Source organism: Enterobacter roggenkampii, from assembly GCF_001729805.1.
Classification (GTDB): domain Bacteria; phylum Pseudomonadota; class Gammaproteobacteria; order Enterobacterales; family Enterobacteriaceae; genus Enterobacter; species Enterobacter roggenkampii.
Map to the genome: position 1 here is coordinate 3,867,365 of NZ_CP017184.1, position 12,903 is coordinate 3,880,267.

General features: G+C 58.4%; 11 protein-coding genes and 1 other RNA gene. 3 read left to right on the forward strand and 9 right to left on the reverse strand.

All coding sequences use genetic code 11. The features are described from left to right. Nucleotides 1-20: 20 nt before the first annotated feature. The 7 genes from gcvP to BFV67_RS18090 form a co-directional block, all read right to left on the reverse strand. Nucleotides 21-2,894 (reverse strand): aminomethyl-transferring glycine dehydrogenase, encoded by a 2,874-nt coding sequence (gene gcvP, locus BFV67_RS18060; RefSeq protein WP_069598760.1) that lies wholly within the window; start codon nucleotides 2,892-2,894, stop codon nucleotides 21-23. Nucleotides 2,895-3,021: 127 nt separating this feature from the next. Further along, nucleotides 3,022-3,411 (reverse strand): glycine cleavage system protein GcvH, encoded by a 390-nt coding sequence (gene gcvH, locus BFV67_RS18065; RefSeq protein ID WP_008499718.1) that lies wholly within the window; start codon nucleotides 3,409-3,411, stop codon nucleotides 3,022-3,024. A gap of 23 nt (nucleotides 3,412-3,434) precedes the next feature. Continuing rightward, entirely contained in the window at nucleotides 3,435-4,529 is a 1,095-nt protein-coding gene (gene gcvT / locus BFV67_RS18070) for a glycine cleavage system aminomethyltransferase GcvT (RefSeq protein WP_008499719.1), read from the reverse strand. A 397-nt stretch (nucleotides 4,530-4,926) separates the two neighbouring features. Beyond that, on the reverse strand, nucleotides 4,927-6,129 hold the full coding sequence (ubiI, locus tag BFV67_RS18075) for an FAD-dependent 2-octaprenylphenol hydroxylase (protein WP_069598761.1): 1,203 nt from the start codon (nucleotides 6,127-6,129) through the stop codon (nucleotides 4,927-4,929). 12 nt (nucleotides 6,130-6,141) lie between these two features. Beyond that, nucleotides 6,142-7,320, reverse strand: coding sequence for a 2-octaprenyl-6-methoxyphenyl hydroxylase (gene ubiH, locus BFV67_RS18080; RefSeq protein ID WP_069598762.1), 1,179 nt, complete (start codon nucleotides 7,318-7,320; stop codon nucleotides 6,142-6,144). Then, nucleotides 7,317-8,630, reverse strand: a complete 1,314-nt coding sequence (gene pepP, locus BFV67_RS18085; protein ID WP_114138897.1) for a Xaa-Pro aminopeptidase — start codon at nucleotides 8,628-8,630, stop codon at nucleotides 7,317-7,319. The genes ubiH and pepP overlap by 4 nt, the downstream gene beginning before the upstream one ends. A gap of 31 nt (nucleotides 8,631-8,661) precedes the next feature. Further along, a complete protein-coding gene (locus BFV67_RS18090) occupies nucleotides 8,662-9,240 on the reverse strand; it encodes a YecA/YgfB family protein (RefSeq protein ID WP_025912457.1) in 579 nt (192 codons plus the stop codon). A gap of 168 nt (nucleotides 9,241-9,408) precedes the next feature. Here BFV67_RS18090 and zapA point away from each other — a divergent pair, with 168 nt between their 5' ends. The 3 genes from zapA to BFV67_RS18105 all read left to right on the forward strand — a co-directional run bounded on the left by zapA (nucleotide 9,409) and on the right by BFV67_RS18105 (nucleotide 10,584). Beyond that, entirely contained in the window at nucleotides 9,409-9,738 is a 330-nt protein-coding gene (gene zapA / locus BFV67_RS18095; RefSeq protein WP_006811891.1) for a cell division protein ZapA, read from the forward strand. Nucleotides 9,739-9,779: 41 nt separating this feature from the next. Continuing rightward, nucleotides 9,780-9,963, forward strand: a non-coding RNA gene (gene ssrS / locus BFV67_RS18100) — 6S RNA. A 24-nt stretch (nucleotides 9,964-9,987) separates the two neighbouring features. Then, a complete protein-coding gene (locus BFV67_RS18105; protein WP_059359733.1) occupies nucleotides 9,988-10,584 on the forward strand; it encodes a 5-formyltetrahydrofolate cyclo-ligase in 597 nt (198 codons plus the stop codon). Nucleotides 10,585-10,686: 102 nt separating this feature from the next. Here the strand turns inward: BFV67_RS18105 and serA are convergent, their stop codons facing one another. Together serA and rpiA are read right to left on the reverse strand one after the other, a co-directional pair. Continuing rightward, nucleotides 10,687-11,919 carry a phosphoglycerate dehydrogenase gene (gene serA / locus BFV67_RS18110; protein WP_045407146.1) on the reverse strand — a complete coding sequence of 411 codons (1,233 nt, stop codon included), beginning with the start codon at nucleotides 11,917-11,919 and terminating at the stop codon, nucleotides 10,687-10,689. 266 nt (nucleotides 11,920-12,185) lie between these two features. Continuing rightward, on the reverse strand, nucleotides 12,186-12,845 hold the full coding sequence (rpiA, locus tag BFV67_RS18115) for a ribose-5-phosphate isomerase RpiA (protein ID WP_003860091.1): 660 nt from the start codon (nucleotides 12,843-12,845) through the stop codon (nucleotides 12,186-12,188). Between the last annotated feature and the right edge of the window lie 58 nt (nucleotides 12,846-12,903).

Consider the following 12,903-nt stretch of genomic DNA (forward strand, 5'->3'; position numbering starts at 1 on the left):
ACGTTACTACATCAGCAATGTTACTGGTATTCGCTCATCGGTACGCAGGAGCAGAACAGGTTACGGTCCCCGTAGACATCATCAAGACGCTTCACGGTCGGCCAGTATTTGTTCGCCACGCCTGCCGGGAAGACGGCCAGCTCGCGGGAATAGCCGTGGTTCCACTCGGCCACCAGCTCGTGCTGGGTGTGCGGAGCGTTGACCAGCGGGTTATCTTCCAGCGTCCACTCGCCGTCCTGCACGCGGTCAATTTCCATGCGGATGGCCAGCATCGCGTCGATAAAGCGGTCCAGCTCGGCTTTACTTTCGGACTCCGTTGGCTCCACCATCAGCGTGCCCGCAACCGGGAACGACATGGTAGGCGCGTGGAAGCCGTAGTCGATCAGGCGTTTGGCAATGTCCAGCTCGCTAATGCCGGTCTGCTCTTTCAGCGGACGAATATCGAGGATGCACTCGTGCGCCACGCGACCGTCGCGGCCGGTATAGAGCACCGGGTAGGCAGACTTCAGGCGCGTCGCAATGTAGTTGGCGTTCAGAATGGCCACCTGGCTCGCCTGCTTCAGCCCTTCCGCACCCATCATGCGGATGTACATCCAGCTGATTGGCAGGATAGAGGCGCTACCGAACGGTGCCGCAGAGACCGCGCCCTGACGGGTCAGCATGCCTTCGATCTGCACAACGCTGTGGCCTGGGACAAACGGTGCCAGGTGCGCCTTCACGCCGATTGGGCCCATGCCCGGGCCGCCACCTCCGTGCGGGATGCAGAAGGTTTTGTGCAGGTTAAGGTGTGACACGTCCGCGCCGATAAAGCCCGGAGAGGTAATGCCCACCTGCGCGTTCATGTTCGCGCCGTCGAGGTATACCTGACCGCCGAATTGGTGCACCACTTCGCACACTTCACGGATGGTCTCTTCGTACACGCCGTGGGTGGACGGATAGGTCACCATGATGCAGGAGAGCTTGTCGCCCGCCTGTTCGGCTTTCGCGCGCAGGTCAGCCAGGTCGATGTTACCGTTCTTATCGCACGCGACCACCACGACTTCCATGCCCGCCATCTGGGCTGAAGCCGGGTTGGTGCCGTGGGCGGAGCTTGGGATCAGGCAGATATCGCGATGGCCTTCGTTGCGGCTTTCGTGATAGTGACGGATTGCCAGCAGGCCCGCATATTCACCCTGCGCGCCGGAGTTCGGCTGCATGCAGAGCGCGTCGTAACCGGTCAGCTTCACCAGCCAGTCGGAAAGCTGGTTAATCATCACGTGATAACCTTCCGCCTGCTCCGGCGGGCAGAACGGGTGCAGCTCGGAGAATTCAGGCCAGGTGATCGGGATCATCTCTGCTGCAGCATTCAGCTTCATGGTGCAGGATCCCAGCGGGATCATCGCCTGGTTCAGCGCCAGATCCTTGCGCTCCAGAGAGTGCATGTAACGCATCATCTCGGTCTCGCTGTGGTAGCGATTGAAGACCGGGTGCGTCAGGATGGCGTCGTTACGCAGCATGCTGTCCTGAATGGAGCGGCTGTCGAGCGCAACTTCTTTGTCGAGCGCGTCAATGTCCAGACCGTGCGCGTCACCCAGCAGCACGCTGAACAGGTTCAGGATATCGTCGCGGGTGGTGCTTTCATCCAGCGTAATGCCGACGGCGTTGTGGATGTCGCTGCGCAGGTTGATCTTTGCCGCGTCCGCGCGGGCCAGCACGGCCGCTTTGTCCGCCACGTCCACGCACAGGGTATCGAAGTAGTGGGCATGGCGCAGCTTAAGACCTTTTTGCTGCAGGCCGCAGGCCAGGATATCGGCCAGGCGATGAATGCGGCTGGCAATGCGTTTCAGACCAGCCGGGCCGTGGAACACGGCGTACAGGCTGGCGATGTTAGCCAGCAGCACCTGTGAGGTACAGATATTGGAGTTCGCTTTCTCGCGGCGGATATGCTGCTCGCGGGTCTGCATCGCCATGCGCAGCGCGGTATTACCGGCAGCGTCTTTGGAGACGCCGATAATACGGCCAGGCATGGAACGTTTGAATTCATCTTTCGCGCCGAAGAACGCCGCGTGCGGGCCGCCGTAGCCCATCGGTACGCCGAAGCGCTGCGCAGAGCCGAATACGATATCCGCGCCCTGTTTGCCCGGCGCCGTCAGCAGCACCAGCGCCATAAAATCGGCGGCAACGCTCACAACCACCTTGCGGGATTTCAGCTCGGCAATCAGCGCGCCGTAGTCGTGAACTTCACCGGTGGTGCCCACCTGCTGCAGCAGCACGCCGAAGACGTCCTGGTGATCCAGCACTTTGTCAGCGTCATCGACGATCACGTCAAAGCCGAAGGTTTCCGCACGTGTGCGCACCACGTCCAGCGTCTGCGGATGCACGTCCGCCGCCACGAAGAAGCGGTTGGCATTTTTCAGCTTGCTCACGCGCTTCGCCATCGCCATCGCTTCGGCGGCGGCGGTCGCTTCATCGAGCAGAGACGCGGAGGCGATATCCATACCGGTCAGATCCAGCGTTACCTGCTGGAAGTTCAGCAGCGCTTCCAGGCGACCCTGGGACACTTCTGGCTGATACGGCGTATAGGCGGTGTACCAGCCCGGGTTTTCCAGCATGTTGCGCAGGATCACCGGCGGCAACTGCACGTTGGTGTAGCCCATGCCAATGTAAGACTTATAGCGCTTGTTCAGGCCGGCGATAGCCTTCAGCTCCGCCAGCGCGGCGAACTCCGTGGTGGCTTCCCCCACCTGAGGCGGCGTGGCTAGCTGGATGTCTTTTGGCACAATCTGGCCGATCAGTGCGTTTAATGAATCCGCGCCAACCGTCTTCAGCATCTCCTGCTGTTGCTGAGCATCCGGCCCAATGTGACGTTCAATGAAGGCGCCACGGTTTTCAAGCTGGCTTAAAGTCTGTGTCATGAGCGATGGTTCCTGAAACGTGCAGTGAATCGTAGTTATCTGTAACGCTGTTGCCCGGTGGCGCTAACGCTTACCGGGCCTACGTTGATCTCCAGGCCGGATAAGCGCAGCGCCATCCGGCACAACGTTATTCGTCTTCCAGTAGTGCTTCGTATGCGGTCGCATCCAGCAGCGCGGCAACCTGGGATTCGTCGCTGGCTTTGATCTTGAAGATCCAGCCGCCTTCATAAGGCTCGCTGTTGACCAGCTCCGGGGAGTCGCTCAGCGCGTCGTTGACTGCAACAATCTCACCGCTTACCGGTGCGTAGATGTCTGATGCCGCTTTTACGGACTCCGCCACGGCGCAGTCGTCGCCCGCGCTCACGGTCGTGCCCACGTCAGGCAGGTCAACAAACACCATGTCGCCCAGCAGCTCCTGCGCGTGCTCGGTGATCCCGACGGTGTAAGTGCCGTCCGCCTCTTTACGCAGCCACTCGTGTTCTTTGCTGTATTTCAGTTCTGCTGGCACATTGCTCATTGAAGTTCTCCTGATAAAAATAGTTAGGCGACCGGCTTACCGGCGCGAACAAAAATCGGTTTGGTCACGTTGACCGGCATTTCGCGGTTGCGGATTTGCACCACCGCCGTTTCGCCAATGCCCGCCGGCACGCGTGCCAGTGCAATACTGTAGCCCAGCGTCGGTGAGAAGGTTCCGCTGGTGATCACGCCTTCGCGAGGATTGCCGTCAGCATCGGTAAAACGTACAGGCAGCTCGCCGCGCAGTACGCCTTTTTCCTTCATCACCAGGCCAACCAGCTGTTCAGTGCCCTTCTCGCGCTGCATCTCCAGCGCTTCACGGCCAATAAAGTCACGGTCAGCCGGTTCCCACGCGATGGTCCAGCCCATGTTGGCGGCCAGCGGAGAGACGCCTTCGTCCATCTCCTGACCGTAGAGGTTCATGCCCGCTTCCAGACGCAGCGTATCGCGCGCGCCCAGGCCCGCAGGCTTCACGCCCGCCTCCACCAGCGCACGCCAGAAATCAGCGGCCTTTTCGTTCGGCATCGCAATTTCGTAGCCCGCTTCACCGGTGTAGCCGGTGGTGGCGATAAACAGATCCCCCGCCTGCACGCCGAAGAACGGCTTCATGCCTTCGGTGGCTTTACGTTGCTCATCGTTGAACAGAGACGCGGCTTTCGCCTGCGCGTTAGGCCCCTGCACGGCGATCAGCGACAGGTCATCACGGACGGTGATGTCGATGGCATACGGTTCGGCGTGTTGGGTGATCCAGGAGAGGTCTTTTTCGCGGGTGGCGGAGTTTACAACGAGGCGGAAGAAATCTTCGGTGAAGTAGTAGACGATAAGGTCATCAATCACGCCGCCCGAGGCATTCAGCATGCCGGTATAGAGCGCTTTACCCGGCGTCTTCAGTTTGGCGACGTCGTTTGCCAGCAGATAACGCAAAAACTCCCGGGTGCGGCTACCGCGCAGATCGACAATCGTCATGTGGGACACGTCGAACATACCGGCATCGGTGCGCACCGCGTGGTGCTCATCAATCTGCGAGCCGTAGTGCAGCGGCATCATCCAGCCGTGGAAGTCCACCATGCGGGCGCCGCATAACACGTGTTGTTCGTACAAAGGAGTCTGTTGAGCCATCTTGTCCTCGTTGAAAAATTCACCGTGAAACCCGGTATCGGCCCCGCGTTCGGGCACCGACGCAAACGTTCTCTTTTACCTGAACTTACCACCGAAAACGGCGGTTAACCATAAGGCAAAACAGGTCATCACATTAGCTTATGACCAAAAAACGCTGAAAAGCCTACAGAGTTATCCACTGGAAAAATGCGATTAACCCCGCACAAAATTAACAATGATCTAACAGGATTTAGCACATGGTGATATTTCGTGCGGAAAAACGGGCCGAATTTCCGTAACGAGAAAAACACGACATTAGATTATCTAATGCGAAAAATGACGTGAAATTAGAATATTTCAAACGAGGGAATTTCCCCGGCGCAGAGGCCGGGAAAAGAAAGTGTGACAGGGGTCTACATTAACGCAGCCAGTCCGGGAGGTCGTTCAGACCCATCGCCTGACGGAGGAGTTGAGGTTTAACACCCGGAAGGGTGTCAGCAAGCTTAAGGCCGATGTCGCGCAGCAATTTCTTCGCCGGATTTGACCCGGCAAACAGCTCGCGGAAGCCCTGCATGCCCGCCAGCATCATTGCCGCGCTGTGCTTGCGGCTGCGCTCGTAGCGACGCAGGTAGAGATGCTGGCCGATATCTTTGCCTTCACGATGCAGGCGACGCAGCTCTTCTACCAGCTCCGCCGCGTCCATAAAGCCAAGGTTAACCCCCTGCCCGGCCAGCGGATGAATGGTATGCGCCGCATCCCCCACCAGCGCCAGACGGTGCGCCGCAAACTGGCGCGCGTAGCGGCCGGTTAACGGGAATACCTGACGCTCGCTTTCAAGCGTGCACAGGCCAAGGCGGTTATCAAAGGCCACGCACAGCGCCTGGTTAAAGGCCTCCGGCGTCGCCTCATGCATCTGCTGGGCTTTTTCCGGCACCAGGGACCAGACAATTGAGCACAGGTGCGGATCGGCAAGCGGCAGGAACGCCAGTATGCCATCGTTGTGGAAAATCTGGCGCGCCACGCCTCCGTGCGCCTCTTCGGTACGGATCGTCGCGACCAGAGCATGATGGCGGTAATCCCAGTACGTCAGCGGGATATCGGCTTTATTACGCAGCCAGGAGTTGGCACCGTCAGCACCGACCACCAGACGCGCGGTCAGCATGTCGCCACTCTGCAGGGTGATAAACGCCTCGTTTTCGCCCCACGCCACCTGCTGGATCTGCGCAGGCGCAATCAGCGTCACGTCGCTGCACTGCTGTGCTTTCTGCCAGAGCGCGTGGTGGATCACCGCGTTTTCAACGATGTGCCCCAGATGGCTATAGCCCATGCTTTCATCGTCAAAAGCAATATGACCAAAGCTGTCTTTATCCCACACTTCCATGCCGTGATAGCAGCTGGCGCGGTAAGCCACAATATCTGCCCAGACGCCAAGGTGCGTCAGCAGCTTTTCGCTGGCCGCATTGATCGCCGAGACGCGGAGTTCCGGCGGCGCATCCGGTGCAACGGGCTGAGGCTGCTTTTGCTCCAGCACCGCCACGCGCAGGCCGCTGCCCTGTAATCCGCAGGCCAATGCCAGTCCAACCATTCCGCCGCCAACGATGGCGACATCAACATTTTGCACGGTGATAACTCCTTAACGCGCGACCCAACCCAGGGTCCGCTGCGCCAGCACGTCACGTGCCGGAATGAATAATTCCATCGCCATCAGCCCAAGGTTGCGACCCGCAACCAGCGGTGCCCAGCGATTGGCAAAAAGATGAACCAGACCATCGGTCACACCGATGGTGGCCTCTTTATCCGCCTGTCGGCGCTTCTGGTAATGACTCAGCACCGAATAGGCCCCACAGTCTTTTTGCTCGCCCCACGCCTGCGCCAGAGATTCGGCCAGGCTCATGACATCGCGTAAGCCAAGGTTGAAACCTTGCCCCGCGATAGGGTGCAGCGTCTGCGCGGCGTTACCGACAAGCGCCAGACGATGGGAGACAGACTGAGACGCCGTGGTCAGCGAAAGCGGGTAGACCGTCCGCTTGCCGGCATGGGTAATACGCCCCAGCCGCCAGCCAAAGGCTTTCTGCAGCTCGGTACAAAAACGTTCGTCGGACCAGGCCTTAACCTCTTCCGCCTTATCCTGCGGGTGACACCAGACCAGGGAACAGCGCCCGTCCGACATCGGCAGCATCGCCAGCGGGCCATGCTGCGTAAAGCGCTCAAAGGCCCTGCCGTTGTGGTCAGCTGCGGTAGAGACGTTCGCAATGACCGCCACCTGGCCGTAAGGCTGCTGGCGCCACTCCACGCCGCACTGGGTACCGAGCGACGAGCGCGAACCGTCCGCAGCGACCAGAAGCTGGCCTTCAAGGACGGTACCGCTTTCCAGGGTCACGCTGACCGACGCGTCACTCCGACTCACGCTGGCCACGCGCGCGGGGCAATGCAGCGTGACGCCCGGCGCGTCCTGGAGCAGGCGGAACAGACGCAATCCGACGTCGTGCAGCTCAACAACCTGACCCAGGGCATCAATCCGGTAATCCTGCGCGTCCAGCGTGACAAAGCCTGCATGTCCGCGATCGCTGACGTGAACGGTCCCGATCGCCGTGGCGCGGTCGGCAATCGCCTGCCAGATCCCAATGCGGGAAAGCTGCTGGCAGGTGCCCTGCGCCAGCGCAATGGCGCGGGCATCAAAACCAGGGTGGTTTGACGCCTCTGGCGCAACGGCTTCCACCAGGTGCACCGGAAGCTGGCCCTGCGTCAAATGCGAAATGGCCAGCGCCAGCGTGGCCCCGGTCATGCCGCCGCCCACGATAATCACGCTCATGCGCGCGCCGCTGCCATCAGCGCCTCGATATCGTCAGCGTTTTTCACGACGCTGGCGGTCAGGTTTTCGTTACCGGTTTCGGTAATCACGATATCGTCTTCAATACGAATGCCAATCCCGCGGTATTCTTCTGGCACGTCGGCATCCGGCGCGATGTAGAGACCCGGCTCCACGGTTAACACCATGCCCGGCTCCAGCACGCGCGAACGGTCGGCGCCGTATGCGCCAACGTCATGCACGTCCAGCCCCAGCCAGTGGCTCAGGCCGTGCATGAAATACGGTCGGTGCGCATTTTCAGCAATCAGGGTGTCGACATCCCCTTTCAGGATCCCGAGCCTGACCAGACCGGTAATCATGATGCGCACCACTTCGCCGGTCACTTCCTGCATGGAAGTCCCCGGACGATACAGTTTGAGCGCTGTCTCAAGGGATTCGAGAACAATGTCGTAAATCGCGCGCTGTGCCGGCGAGAATTTACCGTTCACCGGGAAGGTACGGGTGATGTCCCCCGCATAGCCCTGATATTCGCAACCGGCGTCAATCAGCACCAGATCGCCGTCGCGCAGCGCACTTTCGTTTTCGGTGTAGTGCAGAATGCAGCCGTTTTCGCCGCCGCCGACAATGGTGTTGTAGGAGGGATAGCGCGCGCCGTGGCGGTTAAATTCGTGGTGAATTTCGCCTTCCAGCTGGTATTCGAACATCCCGGGACGGCATTTCTCCATGGCGCGGGTGTGTGCCAGCGCGCTGATTTCGCCCGCGCGGCGCATCACATTTAGCTCTTCCTCAGACTTGAACAGGCGCATCTCATGCACCACCGGACGCCAGTCCGTCAGCGTGGCCGGTGCGGACAGGTTCTGGCGCGAGCCTTTGCGCAGCTTATCCAGCGCGGTGAAGACAATCTCATCGGCGTAGGCATATTCGCCCTGCGCGTGATAGAGCACGTCGAGGCCGTTAAGCAGCTGGTAGAGCTGCTGGTTGATTTCGCTAAACGCCAGCGCACGGTCAACGCCCAGCTTCGCCGGCGCGGCCTCCTGGCCCAGGCGGCGGCCAAACCAGATTTCGGCCGTCAGGTCGCGCACGCGGTTGAAAATCACGCTGTGGTTGTGGGTGTCATTGCTTTTAATCAGCACCAGTACCGCTTCCGGCTCGTTAAAGCCGGTGAAGTACCAGAAATCGCTGCTCTGGCGATAGGGATATTCGCTGTCGGCGCTGCGCGTCACTTCGGGCGCGGCAAAAATTAGCGCGGCGCTGCCCGGCTGCATTTTCGCCAGCAGCGACTGACGGCGGCGCGAATACTCTTGACTCGAGATAACCATGACACCCTCCTGTGCGTTATTTTTCTTAATGTAAGGTTGGCTTACGAACTTCCGGTGCGGTCGGCTGTGAGCGCGTAAAGTTGTCGTGGCACAGCAGTGCCGCCACGCGCACGTACTCGATGATCTCTTCGAGAGACATTTCCAGCTCTTCCTGGTCTTCGTCTTCATCGTAGCCAAGCTGGGCAATGTTGCGCAGGTCGTCGATCGCTTCACCCGCTTCGCCGGTCACTTTATCCAGTTTAGGCTGCGTGACGCCCAGCCCCAGCAGATAGTGGTTTACCCAGCCGGCCAGCGCATCGGCGCGATCGAACACGCTGACGTCGTCGCCGTCAGGCAGATAAAGCTGAAAAAGGAAGCCATCGTCTTCCAGCGAATCGCTGATGGCGGCGTGCATTTTACGCAGCGCTTCCGCCAGCTCGTGACCAAACGCCAGCCCTTCATTCGTGAGGTCGTGGATCAGCGGCTGCCAGGAGCTGTCGCTGTTTCCGCCGCACAGCATGCCACTGATCAGACCGTGCATTTCGGCAGGGGTTAAACCGACTCCCTGCTGGTTCAGTAACTGGTTTAAATCCTTGTAACCAGGCATTTCGTTCTGTATAGACATGCGCATTCGTCATCATTGGGGGGAAGTTTCATGATATGCTACCACTTTGGACCCTGGTGATACCAGAAAAGGGCTTGTATCTTCACATCAGGGTAGCTATAGTGTCGCCCCTTCGCAGCCCCCGGGGCAGTAAGCGAAGGCAGCGCAGTCAATCAGCAGGAAGGTGGCATGTCTGCACAACCCGTCGATCTCCAGATTTTTGGCCGTTCACTGCGAGTGAATTGTCCGCCTGAACAAAGGGATGCTTTGAATCAGGCTGCGGACGATTTGAATCAGCGGTTGCAAGATCTAAAAGAACGCACTAGAGTCACAAATACTGAGCAGCTGGTTTTCATCGCCGCGTTGAACATCAGCTATGAACTGACTCAGGAAAAAGCGAAGACCCGCGACTACGCGGCAAGCATGGAGCAGCGCATAAAAATGCTCCAGCAGACCATAGAACAAGCATTGCTTGATCAAGGTCGCAATCCCGAAAGACCGGGACCCAAGTTTGAATAACACTTCTCAGTTGACTATGGTAGAGTAACTGTGAAGACAAAATTTCTCTGAGATGTTCGCAAGCGGGCCAGTCCCCTGAGCCGATATTTCATACCACAAGAATGTGGCGCTCCATGGTTGGTGAGCATGCTCGGTCCGTCCGAGAAGCCTTAAAACTATGACGACACATTCACCTTGAACCAAGGGTTCAAGGGTTACAGCCTGCGGCGGCATCTCGGAGATTCCCTCTTTCTTCTTCTACCGACTACCATGACTCAATTCCCTGAAGTTTCGGCTTCACGCCAGGACATCCGTCAGCTCATTCGCCAGCGCCGTCGTGCGTTAACTCCAGAACAGCAAGCGCATTTTGCCCAGCAGGCCGCCGCCCGTATGATGGCGTATCCCCCTGTCGTGATGGCGCGCACGGTTGCCCTGTTTCTGTCGTTTGACGGCGAACTGGACACCCAACCGCTGATAGAGCAGCTCTGGCGCGCCGGGAAGAAGGTATACCTGCCGGTGCTGCACCCGTTCAGCGAAGGCAATCTGCTTTTTTTGCACTATCACCCGCAGAGCGAGCTGGTGGTGAATCGTCTGAAAATCACCGAGCCGAAACTTGACGTGCGCGACGTGCTGCCGCTGTCACAGCTGGATGTGCTGATTACGCCGCTGGTGGCGTTTGATGAGCAGGGACAGCGCCTGGGAATGGGCGGTGGTTTTTACGACAGAACGCTACAAAACTGGCAGCAGTATGGTTTGCAGCCGGTAGGCTACGCGCATGATTGCCAGGGCGTGGAGGCGTTGCCGGTGGAGAAATGGGATGTGCCGTTACCGGCGGTGGTGACGCCCAGCAAAATCTGGGTCTGGTAGGATAAAGCCGGGTGGCGGCTGCGCCTTACCCGGCCTACATAAATCCTCAAACATTGTAGGTCGGGTAAGCGTCAGCGCCCCCCGACACCACAGACCGCACCATCAGTAAAGCAGACGCGCGCGAATCGTCCCTGGAATGGCCTTCATGCTCAGCAGCGCTTTCTCGGCCACATCGTCATCCGCTTCGATATCAATGACCACATAGCCCATCTGCGAGTTGGTCTGCAGATACTGCGCGGCAATGTTGACGTCCTGCTCGGCAAAGATCTGGTTGATCGCGGTGAGCACGCCTGGACGGTTTTCGTGGATGTGCAGCAGACGACGACCGCCGTGCAGCGGCAGAGACACTTCCGGGAAGTTCACCGCAGAGAGCGTAGAACCGTTGTCGGAGTATTTGCTCAGCTTACCTGCCACTTCCAGACCGATATTCTCCTGCGCTTCCTGCGTAGACCCGCCGATGTGCGGCGTCAGGATCACGTTGTCGAACTCGCACAGCGGAGAGGTGAACGGATCGCTGTTGGTGGCGGGCTCCGTTGGGAAAACGTCGATGGCCGCCCCTGCCAGATGCTTACGCTTCAGCGCATCGCACAGCGCAGGGATATCGACCACCGTGCCGCGCGCGGCGTTAATCAGCAGTGAGCCCGGCTTCATCAGCGCCAGCTCTTCTGCGCCCATCATGTTTTTGGTGGACGCATTTTCCGGCACGTGCAGACTTACCACGTCACTCATGTTCAGCAGGTCAGACAGGTGTTGAACCTGGGTGGCATTGCCCAGCGGCAGCTTGCTTTCGATATCGTAAAAATAGACATGCATACCGAGAGATTCCGCCAGAATCCCCAGTTGGGTACCGATGTGGCCATAGCCGATGATACCCAGTTTTTTCCCACGGGCTTCGTAGGAGCCTGCAGCCAGTTTGTTCCAGACGCCGCGGTGTGCTTTGGCGTTAGCCTCCGGAATGCCGCGCAGGAGCAGCAGCAGTTCGCCAATCACCAGCTCCGCCACGGAACGGGTGTTGGAGAACGGGGCGTTAAAGACAGGAATACCGCGTTTCGCAGCAGCATTCAGGTCAACCTGGTTGGTACCGATGCAGAAGCAGCCGATAGCCACCAGCTTTTCCGCCGCGGCAATCACATCTTCAGTCAGGTGAGTACGGGATCGCAGGCCAATGAAGTGGGCATCACGGATGGACGCTTTCAGCTCTTCGGTATCGAGCGCGCCTTTGTGAAATTCGATGTTGGTGTAACCTGCCGCACGAAGGCTATCGATTGCTTTTTGATGCACGCCCTCGACCAGCAGGAATTTAATCTTGTCTTTCTCCAGTGATACCTTTGCCATTTACCCGACCCTGTTTTTGTCTGAACTGATGTTGTGCTGGATATAAATCCGCTGTAGCCAACATATCAAAAAAAACTATTGCAGCAATATGAACGTTTGCGTCAGTACGCTGAAGGAAAGTCATACAGCGCAAAATGGCAGAGGAAAATGCTATGGAAATTTACAAACGCGGAAGGATCGGCAAAAGAGACATAAAAACGTGACACAAGTCACCAAATTTAGCGTTTCAAAAATTTTTTAGCGGGGGGAGGACTCCCCCCGTCAGATCATTTTACGATGGTTTTCACGCCGTCAGCGGTGCCGATCAGCGCCACATCCGCGCCACGGTTGGCGAATAGCCCTACGGTCACTACGCCTGGAATGCCGTTGATGGCGTTTTCCAGCGCAATCGCGTCAAGAATTTCCAGACCGTGAACGTCGAGGATCACGTTGCCGTTGTCGGTCACTACGCCCTGACGATATTCCGGACGACCGCCCAGCTTGACCAGCTGACGGGCAACCGCGCTGCGGGCCATCGGGATCACTTCAACCGGCAGCGGGAAATTCCCCAGAATGTCCACCTGCTTGGAGGCGTCGGCGATGCAGATAAACTTGTCCGCAACGGAGGCGATGATTTTTTCGCGCGTCAGCGCCGCGCCGCCGCCTTTGATCATCTGCATGTGGCCGTTGATTTCATCCGCGCCATCAACGTAAATCCCCAGACGATCCACTTCGTTAAGATCGAAAACGGTAATGCCGAGGCTTTTCAGCTTTTCCGTGGAAGCATCAGAGCTGGAAACCGCGCCCTCGATCTGCCCCTTCATCGTGCCCAGCGCATCGATAAAGTGTGCCGCGGTTGATCCCGTACCGACACCGACAATGGTACCCGGCTGTACGTACTGGAGAGCGGCCCATCCTACTGCTTTTTTCAGTTCATCCTGCGTCATGATCGTTTTGCCTGTGGTGTGAAAACTCAGGGCGCATTATAGAACACGTCGAATGGAA

Bases quoted from the DNA above. Each gene is read 5' to 3' on its own strand.
- gcvP (WP_069598760.1), bottom strand. From the start codon at position 2,894: ATGACACAGACTTTAAGCCAGCTTGAAAACCGTGGCGCCTTCATTGAA.
- gcvH (WP_008499718.1), bottom strand. From the start codon at position 3,411: ATGAGCAATGTGCCAGCAGAACTGAAATACAGCAAAGAACACGAGTGG.
- gcvT (WP_008499719.1), bottom strand. From the start codon at position 4,529: ATGGCTCAACAGACTCCTTTGTACGAACAACACGTGTTATGCGGCGCC.
- ubiH (WP_069598762.1), bottom strand. From the start codon at position 7,320: ATGAGCGTGATTATCGTGGGCGGCGGCATGACCGGGGCCACGCTGGCG.
- BFV67_RS18090 (WP_025912457.1), bottom strand. From the start codon at position 9,240: ATGTCTATACAGAACGAAATGCCTGGTTACAAGGATTTAAACCAGTTA.
- zapA (WP_006811891.1), top strand. From the start codon at position 9,409: ATGTCTGCACAACCCGTCGATCTCCAGATTTTTGGCCGTTCACTGCGA.
- BFV67_RS18105 (WP_059359733.1), top strand. From the start codon at position 9,988: ATGACTCAATTCCCTGAAGTTTCGGCTTCACGCCAGGACATCCGTCAG.
- serA (WP_045407146.1), bottom strand. From the start codon at position 11,919: ATGGCAAAGGTATCACTGGAGAAAGACAAGATTAAATTCCTGCTGGTC.
- rpiA (WP_003860091.1), bottom strand. From the start codon at position 12,845: ATGACGCAGGATGAACTGAAAAAAGCAGTAGGATGGGCCGCTCTCCAG.